A 24,298-nucleotide genomic window follows, 5' to 3' on the forward strand; every position below is an offset into this window, starting at 1 on the left:
TTCTGATCTCGACTGAATTTTTTTAATCGGAGCGCTATTTTCTGTAAATTTTCAACTTTGTGTATATTTCTTGTTGTAAATAAGAATCCTTATCATTATTATTAGCCAACTCCTTCATGAATGATTCTAATTACCATATAGGTTCAATTGGCATCATCAATTCATAATCAGAGATTTCATTTTATGGCTAAGTTCAACCTACACCCGCTGTGTTTTGCTTTACTTGGGGCAACCTCTACTGCTGTTTTCGCAAATACCTCTACCGATGCGACTTCAACCCACCAACTTTCCACAATTGTGGTTTCAGCGGCAGGTTTTGAACAAGAGCTAAAAAATGCACCCGCATCTATAAGTATAGTCAGTAAAGAAGATATTGAGAAAAAAAATGCCACCAGCATTGCTGACTTACTGGCTGATGTCCCTGGAGTCGATATTCGTAACGGCGTAGGTAAAACCTCAAACTTAAATATCGGTTTGCGTGGTATGGGGCAAGAGTACACGCTGATTCTGATTGATGGACGTCGTCAAACCACATCTTCAGATGTCACCCCGAATGGTTTTGGTGAAACATCAAATGGATTTTTGCCACCACTTGCTTCAATTGAACGCATTGAAGTAATTCGTGGCCCTATGGCAACGCGCTATGGCTCAGAGGCAATGGGCGGTGTGATCAATATCATTACCAAAAAAGTGTCAGATGAATGGAATGGTAATGTCACTATCAGCGGTAATGTAATGGAAAACAATGCCGAAGCCGATTCATGGAAAACCAATTTTGTTGTCAATGGCCCACTGATCAATGAACGTTTAGGCTTACAACTACGTGGTAGCTATTTAGACCGTCAGCGTTCAGAACGCATTCAGGGCTCAACAGGTCGTGACCCACGCCCAAGTACAGCAGACAATTACGATGTTGGTGCTAAACTCGACTTTAAACTGGATGATCAAAATTCATTTTGGATAGATGGTTTTCATTCTAGCCAGCAATATAAAAATGAAGATAACCGTTTAGGGACTTTAGATACCGCAACCAAAGCATCAGGTTATAAAGATGAATTAGAATTCAACCGTACTCAAATTTCTTTGGGACATGAAGGTAATTACGATTTTGGGATTTGGAAAAGCTATGTTAGCCATTCAGACACTGAAACTAAAGGTCGTACTCTACCAACCGATGCTTTTGACAAAACTGCGCAGCAGAACAATCCACTCATTGGCAGTGACCGTACTTTAGAAAATACCGATCTGGTTGCAGATAGCCATCTAATTTCCACCTTTGGTGCGCACAAAGTTACAGTCGGTGCAGAATATAAAAAGCTCACCATTCGTGACAATATTGCTCAACATAAAAGCGGCAAAGATGAATTTGAGAAAGACTCTTGGGCAATCTATGCCGAAGATGAGTGGAGCTTACTCGACAATTTGACCTTCACGTTTGGTACACGCTATGAAAACCACTCTGGTTTTGGTGGCGAGTTTAGTCCACGTGCTTATTTAGTCTGGAATACCAATGATATTTTAACCATTAAGGGTGGTGTCAGCACAGGTTATAAAGCACCTTCGCCTAAGGCACTCTACGATGGTTTAATCAATATGAGTGGTCAGGGTTCGACCTATGTATTTGGTAACGCTGCTTTAAAACCAGAAACATCGACCAATTACGAACTTGGTTTTAATTTACAGCCTAATGATCAGCTGAATTTTACCGCCACAGGCTTTTACAGCCAAATTGAAGATGCGATTGTTTCCCAAGACATCTCTAATTTAGCGATTTGCCCTGTAGATGATTGCTCTAGAAGTGTAAATGCCAACGAAGCCAAAATCTATGGTGCTGAGACGTCTTTACAGTACAGCATTATTCCTGAATGGGATATTAAAGCGGCCTATACTTACACCAAAAGTGAAATTACAGATGGTAAGGATGAAGGACTGTACTATAACAACAATCCTCGCAATGCCTTTAACCTGACCTCGACTTGGCACATTAATCCGAACGTTGATGTGTGGTTACAACACGAATACAAGTCAGCCCGTTTGCGCTTCAAACAATTACCAACAACACCACAAACTAGCGATTTTGAAGAATACAAAATCATGGGCGATAAATTTGGTGGCTATAACGTATTTAACTTAGGTGCAAGCTATACAGTAACAGATAATCTTCGTTTCAATATGGCAGTGAATAACCTATTAGATAAGGACTTCACCAAAGATAATCAGAGCTATACCTATGTCAACAAAGGTAAAACTCAAACTGCAACTGCCTATAAATACTTAGACATTGGTTCATCTGTTTCGGGCACATATTTAGCAGGTCGCAACTACTGGCTCTCTGTTTCTTATGACTTCTAAGCCTTAAATTTCTTTTTAAACCCTGCTTCGGCAGGGTTTTCTGTCTTTATTCCCAAGCCTTTCACGTTTACATCGTTTTATTAAATAAAAATATTGATAATGATTATTATTTTCAAATAAGAATCAAAAGAAAGTGTCATCCCACGCATTGTTGTTGATAATGATTCTCAATACAATTAACAACAATTGTTATAGACGTCATAACAACAACTTCACACTTTATTCATTTTGAACTAAAAACGCTGAATAAAGCGTGGCCTCCTGTTGGTTTACATTTAGGGAAATACCATAAATGGCACAGATCAAAAGCCGCAAACACAATCGCTCTGCGCAACTGATGGCTTTAGCCGCCTCTCTTCCACTACTTGCACATGCCGCAAGCCCTGAAGATGACGTCACCCACTTACCCACCATTACGGTTAAATCAGAAGCCGAAAGCAAATACAAGGCAGACCGTTTAAGTTCTGCAAAATATACACAGCCGTTGTTGGATACCCCACAAACAATTTCTGTGATTAAAAAAGAAATGCTACAAGAACAAGGCGCAACGTCCTTAGTTGAAGCCTTACGCAATACACCAGGCATTACTCTACAATTGGGAGAAAATGGCAATACTAGTGCTGGCGATGCCTTTCAAATGCGTGGTTTTTCCACCCAAACCTCGACCTATGTTGATGGTGTCCGAGATTTAGGCGCAATCAGCCGTGATGTATTTAACATTGATCAAATTGAAGTTGTCAAAGGCCCATCGGGTTCAGAAGCGGGTCGTGGTGCAGCATCGGGTTATATCAATTTAGTCAGCAAATTACCGCAAAGTGAAAGCAGTCAGGAAATTTCTGCAACTTACAACACAGCACAACATACAAGACTTTCTGCAGATATTAACCAGGCCATCAATCCAAATACCGCATTTCGTCTAAATGTAATGGGGCAAGAGGGCGGCATAGAAGGACGTGACTATATTGAAAACAATAGTTATGCCATCGCCCCTTCTATTGCCTTTGGATTAAACACTGCCACACGCCTTTATTTATATTCTCAACACATCAGACAACGCAATATTCCAGATGGTGGCATTCCAACTGTGGGCATGCAAGGCTTTTACAATACCGATTCACTGTTAGCCACTGCGCCTAAAGTTAATCGGGAGAATTTTTATGGTCATGTCAATGACTATGAAGATGTCGATGCTGATATGTTCACCGCAAAAATTGAAAGTGATTTAACCGATCAACTCAAACTGACCAATATCACCCGTGTAGCGAAAACCCACATGAATCGGGTTTTAACAGGCATCAATACAGGTGCAAATGGTCTTCGAACCAATGGTTCATCAAACCCTGCCGAATGGGAAGTGAACCGCTCCCGCCAAGGCGTCGATCAAGAAAATAAAATTCTGGCCAATCAAAGCACTTTAAACTGGAGTGTCAAAACGGGGGCAGTACAGCATGATGTTGTTGCAGGCATGGAGTTTTTAAAAGAACAGCAATCTAGCAAACTCATGGCAACCCAGATGCCTGGCGAAGCCACTGCCGATACACCGTGGGCCAATCTTTATCACCCAGACCGCAATCAAGCCATGCCAGCGCTTATTTATAATGGCGGTTATACCGATGGTGAAACCCAAACGGCAGCCGCATATTTATTTGATACTCTAAAATTTGGGGAGCGTTTTCAACTGAATGGTGGCGTACGGGTCGATTATTATGAAACAGATTATCAAGGGCTTACTCTGCCACGTGGGGGAAATGCTTTGGTGGCCACAGATCTGAGCACCCACGATACGCTGTTCAGTTGGAAACTTGGCGCTGTGTATAAGCCTACGTTAAATAGCAGCATTTACGCTGCGTATGCAAAATCGCTGACTCCGCCCGGCAGCGCCAACTTTAGCCTGTCTGAATCGGGCAATGACGCAATCAATGCCAAGCCTCAAGAAACCCATCATTATGAAGTAGGCAGCAAATGGGAGTTACTACAAGGCAAGCTGGCTTTGGCTGCTGCAGCGTATCGTACAGAAAATGAAAATCAATCGACTATAGATCCAATTTCTCAGCTTGCTGTACAAGAGGGTAAAAAACGGGTCGATGGCATTGAGTTGAGTGCCGTTGGTCAAATGACCGAAAACTGGAATTTGTCTGCAGGCGTTGCGCACATGAAAGTGAAACAACTCAATCAACGTTCAACGAGTGCCACAACCTTATCGGAACGTTGGTCGCCTGAATGGACTGCAAGTTTATGGTCAACCTACGACTGGGCGGGCTTTAAATTAGGTTTGGGCGCGCGTTATGTCGATGAACAAAACCGTGTTGTGACTGACAGCAACGCACCAGCCAACATGCCAAATATTCCAGGCTATGTCGTGTTTGATGCATTGGCAGGCTACAACTTCAACAAAAATGCCTCGTTAAATTTAAACCTTTATAACCTTGCCGATAAAGAATACATCAGCACGCTAAACAATGGTGGTGGTCGCGTCGTGCTTGGGCAGCCACGCTCGGCAGCAATCAGCTTAAACTACAAGTTCTAAGTTATAGCAAATCTGTAGTAGCCTGCTTAAAACAGGCTACAGATTTAGATTCGAGCGATAGATTATTTTTCATACCATCTATTGCTCGAACTTTGCATGCCGAACAACGCTGTAGAATGTTCAGCAGTTTGAATTCAAACTTTTTCAGGAAGAATCGGTATGATGCTTCACATTCCAGAGGTCCTCAGCAAAATTCAAGTCCAACGAATTCGTGCTGAATTGGACACCGCAGATGCATGGCAAAATGGTCAACTCAGTGCAGGGGCTCAAGCACAGAAAATTAAACAGAATTTACAATTTGACCTGCAGCATCCGAGCTATGTAACTCTGTCACAAGACATCCTCAGTGCACTAAAACAACAGGCTTTATTGCAGTCCTTTGCCTTGCCGCTGCACATTCTGCAACCCATGTTCAATTGTTATCAAAACACAGGAACTTATGGCAATCATGTCGATAATGCCGTGCAATATTGTGCACAAGTACGACGCCCGATTCGCACCGATGTATCCATGACCCTATTTTTAAGTGAGCCTGAAGAATATCAGGGCGGTGAACTGATCATTGAAGATAGTTACGGTAGCCATGCGGTTAAACTCAATGCAGGCGATGCCATCGTATACCCTGCCACCAGTTTACATAGAGTCGAACCTGTTACAGCAGGTCAACGAATTGCAGCGTTTACATGGTGTCAAAGTATGGTAAAAGATGACTGGCAACGCAGTATGCTGTTCAATTTAGATATGACTATTTTGCAATTGCGTCAACAACTTGGAGATACAGCAGAAGTATTGGCACTAACCGCACATTATCACAATCTGATTCGTCAATGGAGTCAGTTATGAATACCACGCCATTGGCAGCTTTGAATCACATCCCGCCACATTTACACACCATTGCCGACTATCAAAAACAGGCGCAATTACATTTAGATGCAGCCACTTGGGCCAATTTAGAAGGCGCTGCAGGCGATGAATATAGTCTGAACAACAATTTACGTGCGTTTGCCGATATTCAATTATTGCCCCGTCATTTAAATACTTTTGCAGGGGCAAATACGCAAATTCAGCTCTTGGGCGAACAGTATCCACACCCAATTTTTTTAGCACCCGTGGCTTACCAACAACTGTTTCATCCACAGGGGGAAATTGCTACAGCGCAAGCGGCAGCCGCCCTACAAGCCCCCATGATTCTCAGTCATTTAAGTACCACTTCAATGAGCACACTGAATCAGGTTTCGGGCGCGGCAAAATGGTTTCAACTGTATTGGCAAGGCAGTCGTAAAGCTGCTTTGGATTTGATTTTTCAAGCGCAACACTATGCCTATCAAGCCATTGTACTCACGGTTGATGCACCGCACATGGGCATTCGAGATCGGGAACGTCGCGCTGCTTTTCAATTGCCTGCACATATTCGGGCGGTATATCAATCATCTGTAAATACCACTCCGCTTAAGGAAAATCAGCACCCTCTTTTTGATGGATTGATGCAGCAGGCTGCCACATGGGAAGATATTGCTTGGTTGCTACAACACAGTCCACTGCCTATTTTACTCAAAGGTATTTTACATCCTGACGATGCGCAGCAGGCATATCAGTACGGAGCACACGGTATTATTGTGTCTAATCATGGTGGCCGAATTTTAGATACCGCGGTCAGCCCAATTCAAATTTTAGGCACGATGCGAAAAATTTTATCGCACGATTTCCCAATTTTATTAGACAGTGGGATTCGTCGTGGCACAGATATTTTTAAAGCACTAGCCTTGGGAGCAAGTGCGGTTTTGGTCGGTCGTCCGTATATTTATGGCTTGGCAGTTGCAGGCGCGCTAGGGGCAGCGCATAGCATTAAGCTATTAAAAGAAGAATTTGAGGTCACAATGGCACTTATGGGAACAAGCTGCATCGAACAAATCAACAGCGGTTATATTTATCACCAAAACAGCCAATAGCAGAAAAATATTTCACAGCACATGCAGTATATGTAAAAAACAGGGAATTATTACGCTTGCAGATCGATTAACATACAGATATTGGTTTACAAGTGCCATGATTCTACTTTTAGCGATAGCCTCCTGAAAACAGCTTGTAAATTGATAGAATAGACACAATCTATATTTATAGTAAGTTGCCGTTATCCACGCGATGCAACCGCTACTATTCAAGGAGTTTTCACATGATGTTGGCAGATCCAAGCAAAAAATACCGTCGTATGTACCAGCGTGTCGATTTACCAGACCGCCAATGGCCAAATAACGAAATTACCAAAGCGCCAATTTGGATGAGTACCGACCTACGTGACGGTAACCAAGCGATCTTTGAGCCAATGAACATAGAACAAAAATTCAAAATGTTCCAAATGCTTGTGAAAATTGGTTTTAAACACATCGAAATTGGTTTCCCATCGGCATCTCAAGTTGACTTCGATTTCACCCGTAAATTGATTGAAGAAGGTCATATTCCAGATGACGTGTATATTGAAGTCTTGGTACAGGCGCGTGACCACTTAATTCAACGTACTTTTGAATCTTTACAAGGTGCTAAACGTGCGATTGTGCATATTTATAATGCCAACTCACCAACCTTCCGTAACAAAGTCTTGAATGTTGATGTTGAAGGTGCCAAACAATTGGCAATCAATGCAGCAAGCAAAGTAAAAGAATACGCAGCGAAGCAACCTGAAACAGAATGGGTATTCCAGTACAGCCCAGAATGTTTTACTGCAACTGAGTTGGAAGTGGCTAAAGATGTTTGTGATGCCGTGACTGAAATTTGGGAAGCATCGCCAACCAATAAAGTAATTTTAAACTTGCCTGCAACGGTAGAAGTGTCTACACCAAACGTGTATGCCGACCAAGTGGAATGGATGCACCGCAACATTGCGCGTCGTGATGGCGTGATCATTTCAGTACACTGTCACAATGACCGTGGTTGTGGTATTGCCGCATCTGAATTGGCAATCATGGCAGGTGCAGACCGTGTAGAAGGCTGTGTATTTGGTAATGGTGAACGTACCGGTAACGTAGACGTTGCTGCAATTGCCTTGAACATGTACACCCAAGGTGTTGCACCAGAATTGGATTTCTCGAACATCAACGAAATTATTGCCACAGTTGAAGAATGCACAGGTTTGCCAGTGCATCCACGTCATCCGTATGCAGGTGATTTGGTGTTTACTGCATTCTCTGGTTCACACCAAGATGCGATTAAGAAAGGTTTTGAATTCCAGAAAAACGAAGAAATTTGGGATATGCCTTACTTGCCAATCGACCCGAAAGACTTAGGTCGTGACTATGATGCGGTGATTCGTGTCAACTCACAATCGGGTAAAGGCGGGATAGCTTACTTGTTAGAATCGAACTACAACGTGACTTTACCACGTCGTTTACAAATCGAATTCTCACAAATTGTGCAACAACGTACCGATGAGCAAGGCACTGAAATTAGCGCAAGCGAAATCTGGAACTTGTTTAAAGACACTTACGTTGCAGTAAAAGATGCGCACTATGCGACCAAAAACTACAAACTATCTGATGAAAATGGCAATCAAGTCATTGAGTTAGATGTGGTCGTGAACGGCGAAACGCAACGCTTACGCGGTGAAGGCAATGGCCCAATTTCAGCAATTTTGAATGCACTTCAATTACCAATTGATGTCTTGAATTATGAAGAACGCAGCATTAGCTCTGGCGCACATGCAAAAGCGTTGGCATTGATTGAGTTGCAAGTCAAAGGCACAGGTAAATCTGCCTTTGGTGCAGGGGTACATGACAACATCGTGACCTCATCTATTGATGCAATTATTGCCTGCACCAACCGCTTGATTGAACAAGGCGTATTAAGCACAGATCAAGTAGTTGCAGCAGCAGTATAATCTTGCGCTAACATGTAAAAGCATTTTGAAAAGGATACCCCAAGTGGTATCCTTTTATTTATTCATCCTCAGGATTTAAGGCGAATTATTCCCGTGTCTTTTCCAGCTGACTCAGTAGGTATTGTTGTTCCAGAAAAATTCCAATTTGAAGAACCTTTAGAACTCGAATGCGGTCGTGTTCTGCCCCGCTTTGAACTCATGGTCGAAACTTATGGCACGCTAAATGCCGATAAATCCAATGCGATTCTGATCTGTCATGCACTATCAGGGCATCACCATGCTGCGGGTTATCATCATGCCGATGATAAAAAAGCAGGTTGGTGGGATGCCTGTATTGGCCCAGGAAAAGCCATTGATACCAGTCGTTTCTTTGTGGTGGCGCTAAACAATATTGGCGGCTGTAACGGCTCTACAGGCCCAACATCGCCCAACCCTGAAAATGACAACCGTCCTTATGGCCCAGACTTCCCTTTAGTGACGGTGCGAGATTGGGTAAAAACCCAAGCCATGCTGTCTGACCGTTTAGGCATTGAGGTCTGGTATTCAATTATTGGCGGTTCTTTGGGTGGTATGCAGGCTTTGCAATGGTCGGTAGATTATCCTGACCGTCTGAAAAAATGCGTAATTATTGCCAGTGCGCCAAAACTGTCTGCACAAAATATTGCCTTTAACGAAGTCGCACGTCAGTCCATTTTATCTGACCCAGATTTTCATCATGGACGCTATTTGGAACATGACAGCTATCCAAAACGTGGATTGATTTTGGCACGCATGGTCGGACACATCACCTATTTGTCTGAAGAAGCCATGAAACAGAAATTTGGTCGTGACTTAAAATCTGGCAAGTTTATGTATGGTTTTGATGTCGAATTTCAGGTCGAAAGCTATTTGCGCTATCAGGGCGAACAATTTAGCCGTAATTTTGATGCCAATACCTATTTAATTATGACCAAGGCACTGGATTATTTTGATCCTGCACGTGAATACGAGCAATCCTTACAAAAAGCCATGGCGAATACAAAATGCAAGTTTTTAGTGGTGTCATTTACCACCGACTGGCGCTTTAGCCCTGAGCGTTCGCAGGAAATTGTGGATGCGCTAATTAGCAATCATAAACCTGTCAGCTATTTAGATATTGATGCCGAACAAGGACACGACTCGTTCTTGTTCCCAATTCCACTGTACGTGAAAGCCATGCGTGCATTCTTGGGCGGAACAGAACATCTTCAAGCAACCCCACAGGAGGCCGTGTAATGCGTCTTGATCAGCAACTTGCCGAAAAGTGGATTAAACCCAATTCTAAAGTACTCGATTTGGGTTGTGGCGATGGTGAACTGTTGGCACACATGAGCAAACAGCATAATATTCGTGCATACGGATTAGAAATTGATCAAGAAAAGATTGCAATTGCGATCAGTCGCGGGTTAAATATCATCCAACAAGACTTGAATTTGGGGCTTAGCCGTTTTGCAGACCAGTCTTTTGACTATGTGGTCATGGCACAAGCCTTGCAAGCAGTAGATGCACCTGACGTATTATTAAGAGATATGGTACGTGTGGGTAAACAGGCGATTATTACCTTTCCAAACTTTGCGCATTGGAAGACTCGTTCTTTTCTTGCCTTAAAAGGAAAAATGCCTGTTTCAGATGCATTACCTTATATGTGGTACAACACCCCAAATATTCATTTGTGTACGTTTCGTGATTTTGAGGCACTTTGTGCCGAAAATAATATTCGCATCATTAACCGACTTGCCGTGAATGGGAATCAACAAGATAGTTTACTCAGTAAGCATCTGCCTAATTTGTTTGGTGAAGTCGCAATTTATCGAGTGAGCGCTCTATGAAAAAACTATTATTAAGCACCACGCTATTGGTTGGACTGTTGAGCATTCAAGCCCATGCAGATTATGTTTCACCATCATCTTCTGTAGCGAGCCAAGCGGCTCAATATTCAACCATGGATATTAATGGCTTGATTAAAGCAGCCAAAGCAGGTCAGGCAGGCGCACAATTTTACTTAGCGACAAAATATCAACAAGGTAAAGACGTTCAACAAGACAGCCGTCAAGCGTTTGCTTGGTACAAAGCTGCGGCAGATCAAGGTTTATCGGCTGCGCAATTAAATGTAGGTCGTATGTTGGCAGATGGTATTGGCACGAAAAAAGACGAAGTCTTAGCACGTCAATATTTTGAAAAGGCGGCTAGCCGTGGTGATAACCGTGCCAGCTTTAACCTTGCCATGATGGAAGAACAAAAGAAAAACTATATGGGCGCGTATCAGTGGTATGAGTTATCTACCCGTGATGGCATGCTCGACAATAAAGTAATTTCTTTGTCTGAAGGTAAGAAAACCGCTTTGGCAGCTAACTTAACTCAAGAACAAATTCGTCAAGCACGTGACCGCGCAGACCAATGGATTCAAGCGCAATAAATTTAACTACGTTTGAAGTGATCTCAAAGCACCTTCGGGTGCTTTTTGTTTTATCCGAAATAAACTGCCTGCATGGCCTGTAGCAGTTCAGGACTGAATTCTTCTACTGCAGCAGAACCTAATACCGCATCTATACCACAATGCGGACAAATTGCGGTTTGCTCATCATCACACCAATCTTCAATTTCGCTATAAGCAAAAGTTTCCAGACAGTAAAAACAGCCAGAACGCTCACTTTGCTGCAATAATGTACGGTGCTGACTCGAATAACGGTAGATCTCTGAAATTTTGCTCATCATGATTCCCCTATTTTTTTATATCTCAGCATAATTGGTATGTATTAAAACAAATCTATCTAAGATTAAACTTTTAAGTCTGCAAAATCCGTTAAAATATCCAAGATTATTTTGAATTAAGATCTGAATTATGGCTGCAACTGATTGGCGTGCTCAAGGTACTTTGGTTTTAGCAAGCAATAACAAGGGAAAAATTGCAGAATTTGAAACCCTGTTTGCGCAATTAGACTTGCCTGTGCAAGTGATTCCGCAAGGTCAACTAAATATTGAAGATGCTGTTGAAGATGGTTTGAGCTTTGTTGAAAATGCCATTTTAAAAGCACGCCATGCCGCAAAAATTTCAGGAAAGCCTGCCATTGCAGATGACTCTGGTTTATGTGTGCCTATTTTAGGCGGCGCACCGGGGATTTATTCTGCACGTTTTGCAGGCGAACATGGCAATGATGCAGCCAACAATGAAAAACTTTTGAATAAACTCAAACCACTACGTCAAGACGGCGCAGCAATTGAAGGTATGTTTGTTTGTGTTTTGGCTTTGGTTGAACATGCCGATGATCCATTACCACAAATTTTCCAAGGTATTTGGAAAGGCGAGATTTTAGCAGAAGCTCGTGGTGAAAATGGTTTTGGCTATGACCCGCTCTTTTGGTTGCCTGAATTGGGAGTGTCGAGCGCAGAAATGTCGAAAGCAGAAAAGAATAAAATCAGTCACCGTGGTCAGGCGATGCAACTGTTTAAAGCAAGTTTACAAGCTTAGATTTAACAGATGTGATTGATCTTACAGCCCGTTTTCAAACACGGGCTGTTTTATTTTCAAGCTTTACAAATCAGGTCAAACATCCCTTGTCGTCAAATCGCAACACATTCGTCACCGCATTGTCATACAGACCTGTTGAGATAGGCTCAACTATTGAGAGGTCTAAATCATGGCAGGATTATCTATTTGGCACGTGCTGATTTTTGCAATTGTGGTCATTTTATTATTTGGTACATCTAAGCTTAAAAACTTAGGTAAAGATGTAGGTGGCGCGGTCAAAGATTTTAAAAAATCAATAAAAGATGATGAGGCAGAAGCGGCGCAACTGAAAGAACCTCGTACGATTGAACATCAAGCCAATAGCAGTGATGTAAATTCGACTGTAAAGCATTAAGGCTGAGGGTTTGAGATTATGCTCAATATTGGAATGACGGAACTGCTGATTTTCGGCATCATTGCATTATTGGTGCTGGGTCCTGAAAAACTCCCTGAAGCAGCGCGTTTTGTCGGCAAGTGGTACGCTAAAATTAAACGTATGGTCAGTAATGTTCAAAATGACATTGACCGCGAATTGCGTTTATCTGAATTACGCGAGCAAATGCAGCAAGAAATGGCGCGTATTCAGGAACTTGAAGCAAAGATGCAAGCACAAATGCATGAAATGCAGCAAGAAAAAATATTTGAAGATACAACTGCAAAAAGCACACATTCCCCGCATGCCGTATCAAAAAATACCTTACAACAGCATCATTACACCTTGGTTTTAAATACTGAAAAAACCTCTGCGGTGTTACTCCCTAAAACTAAAATGACATCACATTCAAATTTATCTGCGCTACAACATACTACAGCGCCCTATACTGAAATGAAGGTTGCAGTATGAGCCAATCAAACGCTTCTGAGCTTTCACATTTGCCTGTGAAGGCAGAGCAAGCCGCATTAGAAGAAATGCCAATTACCAAGCACTTGATGGTGCTGCGTAATCATCTTTTTAAAATTGTAGGGCTTATTCTTGCCTTATTCTTCTGTTTATTGCCCTTTGCCAATAAAACTTATCAAGTATTGTCGGAACCATTACGTGCACAGTTGCCACATACATCAACCATGATTGCGACTGATGTTACCGCAACCTTTATGGCGCCGTTTAAACTAAACTTTTTTGTCGCGCTGTTCATTGCGATGCCATTTATTTTGTATCAGATTTGGGCATTCGTAAAACCAGCGTTATATGAAAAAGAAAAAAGTTTGGCGCTGCCTTTGCTGATCGGCAGTATTTGCTTGTTCTATATCGGAATTAGCTTTGCTTACTTTGTCGCCTTGCCATCCATTCTGCACTTTTTCATTAGCGTTTCCCCTGAAACAGTCGCCCCGATGACCGACATTAATAGCTATCTTACGTTTTGTTTGAAGCTGTTTTTGGTTTTTGGTTTTACCTTTGAGATTCCAATTGTCACACTTTTGCTGATTATGATTGGTGTCGTGTCTACGCAAACTTTGGTTGAAAAACGTCGCTTTATTATTGTTGGCTGTTTTTTTGTGGCCATGTTTGTCACACCGCCAGACGCTTTATCGATGATCATGCTTGCCATTCCGATGTGGATGCTGTTTGAAATTGGTTTGTTTTTTGGCAAATTAATTGAGAAGCGCCGAGTCAGTCACAGCTAATCTAAAATATTGAATTTTAAAAAGAAGCACATGGTTGCTTCTTTTTTTTTGCGTGTAGATCACAACTGAACGGATTTAATCAGTTTGACACATAAGCTTAACCCGCATGTCATGTTTAGCCACTAATTTACATATAACTTTCAAACGACTAAGCAATTTGCTAGGAAAAAAAATGACTGATTTTATGCCTTACAATGAAGATCAAGAGTTAGATAATAACACTTCAGACAATACGCACTTTCGTGACATTCTAGAACAACGCATGAGCCGTCGCAGTTTAATTAAAAAAACTGCAAGCGGTGCAGCAGCTTTAGCTTTAGCTTCTTCTTTATCTGCATGTAGTGATGATGATGAAGATACAAATGTAACACCACCAACAAGTAAAGAAGAACCCAATACCAAGCCTGAAACATTAACATTTAAAGCTGTAGATAAAAATTTAAATGATATTGTTACTGTTCCTGAAGGTTACCAAGCAACTGTATTATATGCTTTAGGTGACTCAATCAATCCTTCTTATAGCAATTGGAATGCAGATGCAGATGTTCCATCTGGCCCAAGTTTCCAATTCCGCTCTGGTGACTGTCACGATGGCATGAGCTATTTTGGCTTAAGTACTAAAACTGGTCGTTATGATGAAAATGCATCAGATCATGGCTTATTGGTTTTGAACCACGAATATATCAACCAAACCTTCTTACATCCAAAAGGCGCAACTAAAAAGGATGGACGTCGCCCAGAAGATGAAGTGATTCGTGAAGTAAATGCACACGGTGTTTCAGTCGTTCATATTAAGAAAAATGCTGAAACTCAAGCTGTAGAGATTGTGAAGTCATCACCATTTAACCGTCGTATTACAGCTTCGACTGTCATGGATTTTGCAGGGCCTGTAGCTGGTTCTCCATTACTGCACACAGCATTCTCTCCCGCTGGTCGTCAAACTCGAGGCACACAAAATAACTGTGGTAATGGTTATACACCATGGGGCACTTATTTAACTGCTGAAGAAAATTTTATTGGTTATTTCCAACGCTCAGGTACAGACCAATACTCAGCCCGTAGTGAAGCTGAAAAAATAGCACTTAAACGCTATGGCTTAGGCTTAGAGATCTCTTATCAAACTGAAAAAAATGCAGACGGTAGTGTTAAACGTGATGCGAAAAACAACATCATTTATATTTTAGATGCTGATGGTAAAAAAATTCCAGAACGCGATGAGCAAGATCGCATCGTGTATTTGAATAAATCTTCACGCTATGGTTGGGAAACAGCAGAAGCTGGTTTTGAATCTCAAGACATGTATGATCGTTGGGCTGCTAACGTAACCAAAGAGTCTGCAACTCAAGACTATCGTAATGCGCCAAATACATTTGGCTGGATTGTAGAAATTGATCCATTCGATAGCCGCTCAAACCCAGTAAAACGTACTGCATTAGGTCGTTTTGCTCACGAAGACTGTCGCGCCAGCCGCGCAATTGAAGGGCAAAAATTTGCATTCTATATGGGCGATGACTCGCGCGGTGAGTACATCTACAAATTTGTATCAGATGCAACATGGGATCCTAAAGATGTGAATGGTGGCTATCGAGCTGGCGACAAATATATGAATTCAGGGAAATTCTATGTCGCTAAATTTAATGCATCAGGCACAGGAGAGTGGATTGAACTGGCTTATGGTAAAAATGGCTTAACCGAAACAAACGCTATTTACCCATTTAGCTCACAAGCGGATGTCCTTACTTTTGCTCGTCTTGCAGCAGATGCTGTAGGAGCTACAAAAATGGATCGTCCAGAATGGGTTGCTGTAAACCCTGAAAATGGTGAAGTGTACGTGACTTTAACCAATAACTCGAACCGTGGTTCAAGCTATGCAACAGATCCTGCAAACCCACGTAACTACACCGATCCTGAAGGTGGTAAAGGTAACGTCAATGGTCATATTATCCGCTTTAAAGAAGAGAATACTGCAGCAACATCATTTGAATGGGATATCTATCTATTTGGTGCTGAAGCAAGTATGGATCCGACAATTAACCTTTCTAATTTAAGCGATGCAAACGACTTCTCAAGTCCAGATGGTATGTGGTTTGACCCACGTGGTGTTCTTTGGATTCAAACAGATGATGGCGCATATACAGATGTTACAAACTGTATGATGTTAGCAGCACTACCTGGTCAAGTTGGTGATGGCGGTGTTGTAAAAACTGTTGGTGATCAAAGTACAATTGCTGGTGCTCAAGTCACCGATAAAAACTTACGTCGCTTCCTTGTTGGGCCAAAAGAATGTGAAATTACAGGTGTAACCATGACACCTGACTACAAAGCAATCTTTATTAACGTTCAGCACCCAGGTGAAGATTCAAAGAGTTTTGATGCGCCAAGCAGCCATTGGCCTGCAACACAAACTGACATGAACAATAAAACTGCACGTCCTCGTTCAGCAACGGTTGTCATCACCCGTAAAGACGGCAAAGCAATTGCTGGATAACATCCATAAATTAAAAATGCCGACATCACGTCGGCATTTTTTATGCCTCAATGTTCAACTGTTGCTGCACAATATCTCCCTTTTGCTCACCATATTGTGTTTTTTCCAGCCATGTAAATTGCTGCGCCTGCATACGTAAAAAATTGGAACAACGTGTACCGTAAAGTGGACTTTGAATAAAAGTCGATGACAACAACGCTTCCATCTCCAATGAAATCCCTGTTTGCGGTAACAATTCAGATGCAACTTTGCGTTCATCTTGCAAAATATCCCACGCCGCAGCATTTAGCTCTGCCGTTGCAAGATCAGGCAATTGCAGCATCGGTAAAAACTCCTGCGTAAAGCGTTTGCGTAAGCGTGCAGTTTTCTCCCAAGGGTCACTCATCAATCCATTCGACACCACATAAACGCCTTTAGCTAAAACCTGCGGCGCTTCTCCACGGCTACTCATGTACACCGCTTGAGTGGTGTCACCCACAAATAAATTAAAACCTGCATATTCACATTGCTGTTTTTCTAAGGCTTGCGCAAAACGGATAGGCGTTTGCTCAGATTCTAAAAAAGCCTGAATAATATGCCCACGTGAAGTTGGATATTCACGAACATCATTCGCATCACGATAATTGGTAATCACAGCCCAGCGTCCCGATGGGGTAATGCCCATCCACGTACCGCCCGATTCTAAATCTTGCCCTGCAACAATTGGACTATCAGACCATGCTGCCAGTGCTGCTGTCGGACGCCGATAGAACTCATCTCGATTTGAAATCAAACACAGTGGTGTGTCTGTCAAGACCTGCCAAGCCAATGCCACAATACACATAATTTAAACTCTTGATCTTTACACATTGAATGTACAACATTTTTCATCACATTCAGCTAAAATCTGTGCAAAACAGAATCACAAGGAACAGGAATGCTCACCTATCCAAATATTGACCCCGTTGCTATTTCGCTCGGGCCTTTACAAGTCCATTGGTATGGCTTGATGTATTTACTGGCATTTTTATTTGCATGGGGTTTGGCAACTTACCGTGCCAAACAACGTGGCTGGACACCAGACATGGTTTCCGACCTGATCTTTTACGGCGCTTTGGGCGTGGTGATTGGTGGACGTGTCGGTTATGTGTTTTTCTACGGCTTTGAACAATTTTTGGAAAATCCACTGTGGTTATTCCAAGTCTGGACAGGCGGCATGAGTTTCCATGGCGGCTTTCTGGGCGTGATTTTAGCCATGCTGTTCTGGTGTAAAAAATACAAAATGACGTGGTTTCAAACTTTGGATTTTATTGCCCCATGTGTACCTACAGGTCTAATGTTTGGTCGTATTGGTAACTTTATTGGTGGTGAATTATATGGTCGCCCTGTGACCGATCCGAATTTTGCTTTGGGGATGATTTTCCCGACCGATCCTTTACAATTGGTACGTCATCCATCGCAATTGTATCAAGCCTTATGTGAAGGTCTAATCCTGTTTATTGTACTGTGGTGGTTTAGTTCAAAGCCACGTCCACGCATGGCAGTGTCTGCCCTATTCCTGATTGGTTATGGTTTGGCGCGCTTTGTTGTCGAATTTTTCCGCGAACCCGATCATGGTCAGCTCTTTATTGCATGGATGAGTAAGGGACAATTCCTGAGCTTACCAATGATTTTGGTCGGTTTCTGGATGATGTGGTATGCCTATCAAAAGAAAATTTATGATTGGGGGCCGCAAAAAAACAGCTAAGCTACTACCCATTTAAATGCAGGTTTCATCCATTCAGGCGAAGTCAATCTTCGCCTTTTTTATGCTACAGTGCTATCTATTACTTACACTTTTCAGACATCAATATCTCACATGCTTGAATTTTGGTTTAACCCACAGGTTGCGGTCACAAAGAAAATTGCCCTGCTGATGGTGATCGCGCTGGTCACTGCAGCGGTATACTTCTTAGAACCCTTAAAGCTCGATGCGATTTTAATGTTTCTGGCCACAGGTATTGTTTTTTTAATTTGTCGTTACTGCAAAATTCATTTTACTGCACAACATCCCACAGGTTGGTTGGCACGACTATTGACTTGGATTCCACTGGCGTTGTTACTCGCAATAATTTTCATGCAGATTCAACACGGTGAAATTTTACTGTCGGGCGCTCAAGGCATTGGCTTTACCGCTTTGGCTATTTGCCTGTTTTCGCCGTTGGCTTTACTGCATCAACATCACGCTTCCGACACACAATAAAGTCACAACTTTAAAAACTCTGCTATTATTCTTTCTGATTTACTGGGCATCGAATTGCCCAAACAAAAAATATTTCTTTTGCTTGACCAGAGAACGCTATGCGCCAGTATTTAGACCTACTCCAACATATTCTTGACCATGGTGGCGACAAAGGTGACCGTACCGGAACAGGCACACGTTCAGTGTTTGGGCACCAAATGCGTTTTAACCTTGCACAAGGTTTTCCACTGCTGACCACCAAAAAAGTACATTTCCGTTCTATCGTAATTGAGCTGTTATGGTTTTTAAAAGGCGATACCAACGTCAAATATCTACAAGAACATAAAGTCAGTATTTGGGATGAATGGTCTACCGCAGAACAAACCGCGCGCTTTGGTCGTCCTGAAGGTGAACTTGGCCCAGTGTACGGACATCAATGGCGTAATTTTGGTGCAACACAAAAAGCCGATGGTCTGTATGAGCAAGATGGTTTTGACCAAATTGCATGGTTAATCAATGAAATTAAAACCAATCCAAATTCACGTCGTTTAATCGTGTCAGGCTGGAACCCGAAAGAAGCAGGTCAAGTTGCTTTACCGCCTTGCCATACTTTATTCCAGTTTTTTGTGCACAACGGCAAACTCTCATGCCAGCTATATCAACGCAGTGCCGATGTGTTTTTAGGCGTGCCTTTTAATATTGCCAGCTATGCTTTACTAACCCACATGATCGCGCAAGTCTGTGATTTAGAAGTCGGAGATTTTGTCTGGACAGGTGGCGATACGCATTTATATGCCAACCACTTTGAACAGGCACAGTTACAGCTAAGCCGTGAACCACTGGCGTTATGTCAGTTAAAACTCAATCCTGAAATCAAAGATATTTTCGATTTTAAATTTGAAGATATTGAAATTGTAGGCTATGAGTCACATCCTGCAATTAAAGCACCTGTCGCTGTTTAATTGCCTGTTGCTAGATTTATCATCTCAACATTTAAATTGCCCCAACGTCCCCAAAAGATGCTTGGCAGACTAAGAAAATACGAGCCGAATTATGTCATTTCAAAATTTAGAAGTTGTACACGTAGTCGCTATGGATCAACAACGCTGCATTGGTCAGGGTAACCAATTGCCGTGGCATATTTCGGCAGACTTAAAACACTTCAAAGAAATCACCCAAGGTGGCGTGGTGATTATGGGACGCAAAACCTTGGAGTCGATGGGACGCACCCTGCCTAAACGTGTCAATTGGGTGATTACCCGCGACCCAAACTGGGCATTTGAAGGCACAAAAGTGGCGCATAGCATTGAAGATGCCTTGCAACAAGCCGTTGCCGATGTTCAAGCCTCAGAAAAACCAAACACTTTATTTATTATTGGTGGTGGTGAAATTTTTAGCCAAACCATGCCGATTGCTGACCGTTTGGAACTGACGCATATTGAATTGGATGTTCAGGGAGATGCGCATTATCCTGCCATTCCTGCCGAGTTTAAAAAAGTGGCCTCAGAACAGCATGTCGATGAAAAATCAGGGGTTGCCTTTGAGTTTGCCCGCTATCAAAAATAATGCTGACAGCCTTGGCAATATTTGATTATGATGACTTAAACGGAATTTAACTTTGCCTCAGGAATGGCGGATGCTGCATTTCATCTTCAGTTTAGGTGTCGTTCTTTCTTCTATTTGGCTCAGTATGGCCTTGTGGATTCATCAGCCTTTGGGTTGGTTAATGAGCCGTGTGCTGATTGGGACTTGGCTAGCCTTCACCCTCAGCATTTTGGGCATTTATATCACTCAGCATTTGCTCAGTCGCAATCAGGATATTTTGGTTTATCTTTTGGGTTTTACCTTGGGGCTGTTTTGGTATTTTGGGATGGATGCCAAGCAAGACCGTGACTGGAACCCTGAAGTAGCCCGTATGCTGCATTATGAACAAGTACAAGATCAGGTCACGCTGCACAATGTCCGCAATTTTGACTGGCATGCCGATGGTCGCTATACCGAACGTTGGGAAACCCGCCAATTTAACCTGAAACAGATTACGGGGGTGAATATCATCACCTCTTACTGGATGGGGCCAAAAATTGCGCATACCTTAGTCAGTTTTGACTTTGCCGATCAAGCGCCACTCACCTTTTCCATTGAAATTCGCAAAGAAAAACACGAAGAGTTTTCTGCGATTGGTGGCTTCTTTCGGCAATATGAACTCAGCCTTGTCGCTGCCGATGAAAAAGATATCATCTACACCCGCAGCAATATTCGGGGTGAGCAAGTTTATTTTTTCCCGATCCAGCTCAATCCACAAGAAGCACAAGCACTGTTTCAGGAATATCTGCATAAAGCCGATGCTTTAGCCGCCAAAGCGCGTTGGTATAATACGTTGACCAGTAATTGCACCACGCTACTGTTTGACATGATTCAGGCAGTATCTCAAAAACGTTTCCCTGCCGACTATCGTCTGTTTGCTTCGGGTTATTTACCCAATTATTTATATGATTTGCATGCGCTGGATCATCGTTGGGATATGCAAACTTGGTATCAACGTGCCCACATTAACCCACGTGTGGAAAACTTAAAAGATATCCACAGCCAAGACTTTTCCGCGCTCATTCGACAAGGCGTGCAGCTCGATTCTTCAGCAAACATCAGCACGCCTTATTCGCATCCGACTTATCAGAACAAAGTGCTGCCCTGACCTATTTTGGTCATTTTGCGCAGATACAATCAATTCAGAGAAAAAACCACACCATATCTTGGAAAAAGTTGCAGCAAACATACAAGTTTAACTAGAGCCACGGCGCATAATTTGTTTAGATAGCAACAATTTCAAAAAATTAGAGATCATTCCATGCTAAAAAAATACTTCGGGATCACCTTATTGGGTGCAATGATTGCTTTATCAGGATGTGAAACTATGCCAACTCAAACGAGTGCAAGCCAAATTAGCGCAATCAATCAAGCCAACTTAGTACAACGTACATGGACTGCTACGCAATTGGGCAACAGCATGTTAAAAACAGAAGCAAACCGCCAAAACTTGCCATATTTAAACTTTGATGCCGCCACACAAACAGTCACAGGTTCAGATAGTTGTAACCGACTCAGCGGTAGTTATGTCGCAGGACGTGACACCCTACAATTGGGGCAATTGGCAACCACGCGAATGGCTTGCTTAAATAACAACAACTTAGATCAGAAATTTCATGAAGCCCTAAATAAAGTGACGCATTATCAGGTCTATGGTAAAACCCTGAAATTGCTAGATCGCCATGGAAATTTACTGATTCAATTTGAAACACCAACGGCTGCACGTTAACGGCTAAGCCTAATAATAGACAGGCTTAAAATGGTTTATTCATAAAATATAAGGACAAAATCATGCAACAAGCATTGTTTGGTGGCGGATGTTTCTGGTGTGTCGAAGCCGTATTTTTACAACTGCAAGGCGTAGAAAAAGTCACCAGCGGTTATGCAGGTGGACATACCTTAAACCCAAGCTATGAAGATATTTGCCGTGGCGACAGCGGACATGCAGAAGTCATTTTGATTGATTTTGATGAGCAGCAGATCAGCTATTCACAATTACTTGAGGTGTTTTTTGCCACACACGACCCAACCACATTAAACCGTCAGGGCAATGATGTCGGCACACAATACCGCTCTGTGATTTATTATTTAGATGCTACACAGCAACAAGCTGCCGCCGAGATGATTGCAGCCTTACAAGCTGAAGGTGTGAATGTTGTGACTGAACTCAGTGCAGCACCTGAATTTTACCCTGCAGAAGACTATCATCAGAATTTCTTTGCCAAAAATCCAAATCAGGGCTACTGCAATTTTTCCGTTCCACCGAAACTGAATAAATTACGCAGTAAATTTCAGCATTTACTGAAAGTATAACCATTGGATTTAAAAGCAAGTACAAAACGGTGATACTCATCTTTTGATGACATCACCGTTTACACCACTATTTATTTTACAAAAGTCGTCCAGACAAATGCCTGAGTACGTCCTTGTAAGGTCATCTTCAACTGATCGCCCGACTGTAATGCTGCCACCCCTGCAGGTGTACCAGTCATTACCACATCACCAGGTTCTAAACTAAATACTTGGCTAATATCTGCCAACAATGCCGCAATATCAAAAATCAATAAACTGGTATCGCCTTGCTGACGTAATTCATCATTAATGTCCAAACGATATTGCACGTTTTTCCAGTCCTGAATTTCCGATACATCCACCCAATCTGCCAACACACAAGAACCGTCAAACGCTTTGGCTCGTTCCCACGGCTGTCCTTTTTTCTTCAGTTCATCCTGCAATTCACGCAAAGTTAAATCCAAGCCCAAAGTCACTGCACTTACAGCATCCAATACTTTGGCAGGATCTGTGTCTGCATTTAAAGGCTGGTCAATGCGTAAACTCAATTCACATTCATAGTGACAATTGCCCCAGACCTTATTCCACGTAATCCCATCACTTAAACTGCGTAAACTGCTTGGCGGTTTAATAAATAACACAGGATGATCAGGTACAGCATTACCTAATTCTTTGGCATGGTCTGCATAACTGCGACCGACACAGACAATTTTAGATGGACGTGTACTCATGATCATCCTCAAATAATTCGTAAATTGGGAAAATTAGAACTTACTTTTTAAAAGTATTTTCAAAAACCGTTTGTTCTGCAGGCTGATTAAATGCACGTTTCGGTACAATCACCACTGTACGATTTTTTAATTCCAGCATATAGGTCAGTTTACCCACAGCGAAATTTTGCACCTCGTTATAATGAAATACCTGTTTACGACCATTGGCATACAGCTCGGCATAGTCCTGAAATAAATCAATGCCTTGCTCGCTTTTTCCAAATTGGTATTTTACAAACTGGCGTTTAAACATCATTGGCAAAAACCAATAACGCATTAAAGTTTGCAAGATTAAAAAGAAAGCACCGAGTGCAACATAATAGCGACCTACCCCATCGAAGCCCAAATAAAAGCCCCAAGCAATAATCGCCACACTAATCAACGGTGTAATAAAACGGGTAAATTGTTTTTTACCAAAAGTCGCAAGGGCAAAGCCGTCTTGAGATTCTTCTAAATTTAAAAAATAGCGCAAAGACAATGCTGGCTGCGTGTCAGACATAAGCTCATCATCAAGTCATTCAAATTGAGCTAAATCTTACACTAGATTGAGCACTTTCCTTATTTTTTTCGTGTTTATTCGCTCAAAGCCAGACGTAAAACAATGGTCATGCTTTTGACACAGAAATTTCATCATTTTTAGATAGTGTAGATGCAAAAAAACCGCATCAAAAGTGCGGTTTTTTATTTCAAGTTGGTGCGCTCAGAGAGATTCGAACTCCCGACCCCTTAGTTCGTAGCCAAGTGCTCTATCCAGCTGAGCTATGAGCGCGACGACTTGATGGGGTGCATTATACGTGTTTTTTTCTGGCTGTTAAGTATTAATTCATCATTTTGCAATCAAATGCACAGATATTGGACGATTCAAAAGAATTTTAACGTAAAACCATGAGTACGCTATTCTTTTTAATAAACTGATTATTGTTTGAGTTTACTAAATTTCAGGCACAAAAAAACCGCATTTAAGCGGTTGATTGTTCAAGTTGGTGCGCTCAGAGAGATTCGAACTCCCGACCCCTTAGTTCGTAGCCAAGTGCTCTATCCAGCTGAGCTATGAGCGCATTA

The 24,298-nt window shown here is 42.1% G+C and carries 24 protein-coding genes and 2 tRNA genes; 20 read left to right on the forward strand and 6 right to left on the reverse strand.

Going from position 1 to position 24,298, the window contains the following annotated elements:
• Window positions 1–183: 183 nt before the first annotated feature.
• The 8 genes from FTU70_RS07290 to FTU70_RS07325 all read left to right on the forward strand — a co-directional run bounded on the left by FTU70_RS07290 (window position 184) and on the right by FTU70_RS07325 (window position 11,184).
• A complete protein-coding gene (locus tag FTU70_RS07290) occupies window positions 184–2,352 on the forward strand; it encodes a TonB-dependent receptor domain-containing protein (protein WP_180060398.1) in 2,169 nt (722 codons plus the stop codon).
• A 292-nt stretch (window positions 2,353–2,644) separates the two neighbouring features.
• Window positions 2,645–4,879: a catecholate siderophore receptor Fiu gene (locus FTU70_RS07295; RefSeq protein ID WP_180060399.1), complete on the forward strand. Its 2,235-nt coding sequence runs from the start codon at window positions 2,645–2,647 to the stop codon at window positions 4,877–4,879.
• 159 nt (window positions 4,880–5,038) lie between these two features.
• Window positions 5,039–5,722, forward strand: a complete 684-nt coding sequence (locus tag FTU70_RS07300) for a Fe2+-dependent dioxygenase (RefSeq protein WP_180060400.1) — start codon at window positions 5,039–5,041, stop codon at window positions 5,720–5,722.
• Window positions 5,719–6,828 (forward strand): alpha-hydroxy acid oxidase, encoded by a 1,110-nt coding sequence (locus FTU70_RS07305; protein ID WP_180044008.1) that lies wholly within the window; start codon window positions 5,719–5,721, stop codon window positions 6,826–6,828. Before FTU70_RS07300 ends, FTU70_RS07305 begins: the two co-directional genes overlap by 4 nt.
• A gap of 224 nt (window positions 6,829–7,052) precedes the next feature.
• Window positions 7,053–8,750 (forward strand): 2-isopropylmalate synthase, encoded by a 1,698-nt coding sequence (gene leuA, locus FTU70_RS07310; RefSeq protein ID WP_131260575.1) that lies wholly within the window; start codon window positions 7,053–7,055, stop codon window positions 8,748–8,750.
• 93 nt (window positions 8,751–8,843) lie between these two features.
• Window positions 8,844–10,004, forward strand: coding sequence for a homoserine O-acetyltransferase (locus FTU70_RS07315; protein ID WP_004974835.1), 1,161 nt, complete (start codon window positions 8,844–8,846; stop codon window positions 10,002–10,004).
• On the forward strand, window positions 10,004–10,597 hold the full coding sequence (metW, locus tag FTU70_RS07320) for a methionine biosynthesis protein MetW (RefSeq protein ID WP_004974832.1): 594 nt from the start codon (window positions 10,004–10,006) through the stop codon (window positions 10,595–10,597). The genes FTU70_RS07315 and metW overlap by 1 nt, the downstream gene beginning before the upstream one ends.
• Entirely contained in the window at window positions 10,594–11,184 is a 591-nt protein-coding gene (locus FTU70_RS07325) for a tetratricopeptide repeat protein (protein WP_070153255.1), read from the forward strand. The genes metW and FTU70_RS07325 overlap by 4 nt, the downstream gene beginning before the upstream one ends.
• Window positions 11,185–11,234: 50 nt before the next feature.
• Here FTU70_RS07325 and FTU70_RS07330 read toward each other — a convergent pair whose 3' ends face one another.
• Window positions 11,235–11,480 carry a cytoplasmic protein gene (locus FTU70_RS07330; protein ID WP_225530414.1) on the reverse strand — a complete coding sequence of 82 codons (246 nt, stop codon included), beginning with the start codon at window positions 11,478–11,480 and terminating at the stop codon, window positions 11,235–11,237.
• Between the two features lie 130 nt (window positions 11,481–11,610).
• Here FTU70_RS07330 and rdgB point away from each other — a divergent pair, with 130 nt between their 5' ends.
• The 5 genes from rdgB to FTU70_RS07355 all read left to right on the forward strand — a co-directional run bounded on the left by rdgB (window position 11,611) and on the right by FTU70_RS07355 (window position 16,390).
• Window positions 11,611–12,237 (forward strand): RdgB/HAM1 family non-canonical purine NTP pyrophosphatase, encoded by a 627-nt coding sequence (rdgB, locus tag FTU70_RS07335; RefSeq protein ID WP_004974822.1) that lies wholly within the window; start codon window positions 11,611–11,613, stop codon window positions 12,235–12,237.
• 169 nt (window positions 12,238–12,406) lie between these two features.
• Window positions 12,407–12,631, forward strand: a complete 225-nt coding sequence (gene tatA / locus FTU70_RS07340; protein ID WP_004974820.1) for a Sec-independent protein translocase subunit TatA — start codon at window positions 12,407–12,409, stop codon at window positions 12,629–12,631.
• 18 nt (window positions 12,632–12,649) lie between these two features.
• Entirely contained in the window at window positions 12,650–13,120 is a 471-nt protein-coding gene (tatB, locus tag FTU70_RS07345) for a Sec-independent protein translocase protein TatB (protein ID WP_019836836.1), read from the forward strand.
• Window positions 13,117–13,902 (forward strand): twin-arginine translocase subunit TatC, encoded by a 786-nt coding sequence (gene tatC, locus FTU70_RS07350; protein ID WP_004974811.1) that lies wholly within the window; start codon window positions 13,117–13,119, stop codon window positions 13,900–13,902. The genes tatB and tatC overlap by 4 nt, the downstream gene beginning before the upstream one ends.
• 172 nt (window positions 13,903–14,074) lie before the next feature.
• Window positions 14,075–16,390 carry a PhoX family phosphatase gene (locus tag FTU70_RS07355; RefSeq protein WP_131260576.1) on the forward strand — a complete coding sequence of 772 codons (2,316 nt, stop codon included), beginning with the start codon at window positions 14,075–14,077 and terminating at the stop codon, window positions 16,388–16,390.
• A 40-nt stretch (window positions 16,391–16,430) separates the two neighbouring features.
• On the opposite strand, the gene FTU70_RS07360 is transcribed toward FTU70_RS07355, so the two are convergent.
• Window positions 16,431–17,213: an NRDE family protein gene (locus tag FTU70_RS07360; RefSeq protein ID WP_180060401.1), complete on the reverse strand. Its 783-nt coding sequence runs from the start codon at window positions 17,211–17,213 to the stop codon at window positions 16,431–16,433.
• Window positions 17,214–17,306: 93 nt separating this feature from the next.
• On the opposite strand from FTU70_RS07360, the gene lgt reads away from it, so the two are divergent.
• From lgt to msrA, 7 genes are all read left to right on the forward strand, one after another.
• Window positions 17,307–18,116 carry a prolipoprotein diacylglyceryl transferase gene (gene lgt, locus FTU70_RS07365; RefSeq protein WP_096901379.1) on the forward strand — a complete coding sequence of 270 codons (810 nt, stop codon included), beginning with the start codon at window positions 17,307–17,309 and terminating at the stop codon, window positions 18,114–18,116.
• 111 nt (window positions 18,117–18,227) lie between these two features.
• Complete coding sequence (locus FTU70_RS07370; RefSeq protein WP_004974797.1) at window positions 18,228–18,611, forward strand: AzlD domain-containing protein; 384 nt, start codon at window positions 18,228–18,230, stop codon at window positions 18,609–18,611.
• Between the two features lie 98 nt (window positions 18,612–18,709).
• Complete coding sequence (thyA, locus tag FTU70_RS07375; protein WP_004974795.1) at window positions 18,710–19,552, forward strand: thymidylate synthase; 843 nt, start codon at window positions 18,710–18,712, stop codon at window positions 19,550–19,552.
• A gap of 91 nt (window positions 19,553–19,643) precedes the next feature.
• Complete coding sequence (locus FTU70_RS07380; RefSeq protein WP_180008668.1) at window positions 19,644–20,156, forward strand: dihydrofolate reductase; 513 nt, start codon at window positions 19,644–19,646, stop codon at window positions 20,154–20,156.
• 70 nt (window positions 20,157–20,226) lie between these two features.
• Window positions 20,227–21,282 carry a DUF4105 domain-containing protein gene (locus FTU70_RS07385; RefSeq protein ID WP_004974789.1) on the forward strand — a complete coding sequence of 352 codons (1,056 nt, stop codon included), beginning with the start codon at window positions 20,227–20,229 and terminating at the stop codon, window positions 21,280–21,282.
• A gap of 153 nt (window positions 21,283–21,435) precedes the next feature.
• Window positions 21,436–21,903: an META domain-containing protein gene (locus FTU70_RS07390; RefSeq protein ID WP_004974787.1), complete on the forward strand. Its 468-nt coding sequence runs from the start codon at window positions 21,436–21,438 to the stop codon at window positions 21,901–21,903.
• A gap of 62 nt (window positions 21,904–21,965) precedes the next feature.
• A complete protein-coding gene (gene msrA, locus FTU70_RS07395) occupies window positions 21,966–22,487 on the forward strand; it encodes a peptide-methionine (S)-S-oxide reductase MsrA (RefSeq protein ID WP_180050677.1) in 522 nt (173 codons plus the stop codon).
• Window positions 22,488–22,558: 71 nt separating this feature from the next.
• Here msrA and FTU70_RS07400 read toward each other — a convergent pair whose 3' ends face one another.
• The 4 genes from FTU70_RS07400 to FTU70_RS07415 all read right to left on the reverse strand — a co-directional run bounded on the left by FTU70_RS07400 (window position 22,559) and on the right by FTU70_RS07415 (window position 24,294).
• Complete coding sequence (locus tag FTU70_RS07400; protein WP_306669310.1) at window positions 22,559–23,203, reverse strand: fumarylacetoacetate hydrolase family protein; 645 nt, start codon at window positions 23,201–23,203, stop codon at window positions 22,559–22,561.
• 34 nt (window positions 23,204–23,237) lie between these two features.
• On the reverse strand, window positions 23,238–23,735 hold the full coding sequence (locus tag FTU70_RS07405; protein ID WP_179993954.1) for a YcxB family protein: 498 nt from the start codon (window positions 23,733–23,735) through the stop codon (window positions 23,238–23,240).
• Window positions 23,736–23,928: 193 nt separating this feature from the next.
• Window positions 23,929–24,005: transfer RNA gene (locus FTU70_RS07410), tRNA-Arg, on the reverse strand.
• Between the two features lie 212 nt (window positions 24,006–24,217).
• A tRNA-Arg gene (locus tag FTU70_RS07415) sits at window positions 24,218–24,294 on the reverse strand.
• Window positions 24,295–24,298 lie beyond the last annotated feature (4 nt).

It is taken from the genome of Acinetobacter sp. YH12135 (assembly GCF_013418565.1).
Lineage (GTDB): Bacteria > Pseudomonadota > Gammaproteobacteria > Pseudomonadales > Moraxellaceae > Acinetobacter > Acinetobacter towneri.

Coding starts and splice junctions, on each gene's coding strand:
- metW (WP_004974832.1), top strand. CDS start 10,004: ATGCGTCTTGATCAGCAACTTGCCGAAAAGTGGATTAAACCCAATTCT.
- tatB (WP_019836836.1), top strand. CDS start 12,650: ATGCTCAATATTGGAATGACGGAACTGCTGATTTTCGGCATCATTGCA.
- FTU70_RS07380 (WP_180008668.1), top strand. CDS start 19,644: ATGTCATTTCAAAATTTAGAAGTTGTACACGTAGTCGCTATGGATCAA.
- FTU70_RS07385 (WP_004974789.1), top strand. CDS start 20,227: ATGCTGCATTTCATCTTCAGTTTAGGTGTCGTTCTTTCTTCTATTTGG.
- FTU70_RS07290 (WP_180060398.1), top strand. CDS start 184: ATGGCTAAGTTCAACCTACACCCGCTGTGTTTTGCTTTACTTGGGGCA.
- FTU70_RS07400 (WP_306669310.1), bottom strand. CDS start 23,203: ATGATCATGAGTACACGTCCATCTAAAATTGTCTGTGTCGGTCGCAGT.
- tatC (WP_004974811.1), top strand. CDS start 13,117: ATGAGCCAATCAAACGCTTCTGAGCTTTCACATTTGCCTGTGAAGGCA.
- leuA (WP_131260575.1), top strand. CDS start 7,053: ATGATGTTGGCAGATCCAAGCAAAAAATACCGTCGTATGTACCAGCGT.
- FTU70_RS07330 (WP_225530414.1), bottom strand. CDS start 11,480: ATGAGCAAAATTTCAGAGATCTACCGTTATTCGAGTCAGCACCGTACA.
- FTU70_RS07405 (WP_179993954.1), bottom strand. CDS start 23,735: ATGTCTGACACGCAGCCAGCATTGTCTTTGCGCTATTTTTTAAATTTA.
- FTU70_RS07390 (WP_004974787.1), top strand. CDS start 21,436: ATGCTAAAAAAATACTTCGGGATCACCTTATTGGGTGCAATGATTGCT.
- FTU70_RS07300 (WP_180060400.1), top strand. CDS start 5,039: ATGATGCTTCACATTCCAGAGGTCCTCAGCAAAATTCAAGTCCAACGA.
- FTU70_RS07305 (WP_180044008.1), top strand. CDS start 5,719: ATGAATACCACGCCATTGGCAGCTTTGAATCACATCCCGCCACATTTA.
- FTU70_RS07295 (WP_180060399.1), top strand. CDS start 2,645: ATGGCACAGATCAAAAGCCGCAAACACAATCGCTCTGCGCAACTGATG.
- msrA (WP_180050677.1), top strand. CDS start 21,966: ATGCAACAAGCATTGTTTGGTGGCGGATGTTTCTGGTGTGTCGAAGCC.
- FTU70_RS07370 (WP_004974797.1), top strand. CDS start 18,228: ATGCTTGAATTTTGGTTTAACCCACAGGTTGCGGTCACAAAGAAAATT.
- rdgB (WP_004974822.1), top strand. CDS start 11,611: ATGGCTGCAACTGATTGGCGTGCTCAAGGTACTTTGGTTTTAGCAAGC.
- thyA (WP_004974795.1), top strand. CDS start 18,710: ATGCGCCAGTATTTAGACCTACTCCAACATATTCTTGACCATGGTGGC.
- lgt (WP_096901379.1), top strand. CDS start 17,307: ATGCTCACCTATCCAAATATTGACCCCGTTGCTATTTCGCTCGGGCCT.
- FTU70_RS07325 (WP_070153255.1), top strand. CDS start 10,594: ATGAAAAAACTATTATTAAGCACCACGCTATTGGTTGGACTGTTGAGC.
- FTU70_RS07355 (WP_131260576.1), top strand. CDS start 14,075: ATGACTGATTTTATGCCTTACAATGAAGATCAAGAGTTAGATAATAAC.
- tatA (WP_004974820.1), top strand. CDS start 12,407: ATGGCAGGATTATCTATTTGGCACGTGCTGATTTTTGCAATTGTGGTC.
- FTU70_RS07360 (WP_180060401.1), bottom strand. CDS start 17,213: ATGTGTATTGTGGCATTGGCTTGGCAGGTCTTGACAGACACACCACTG.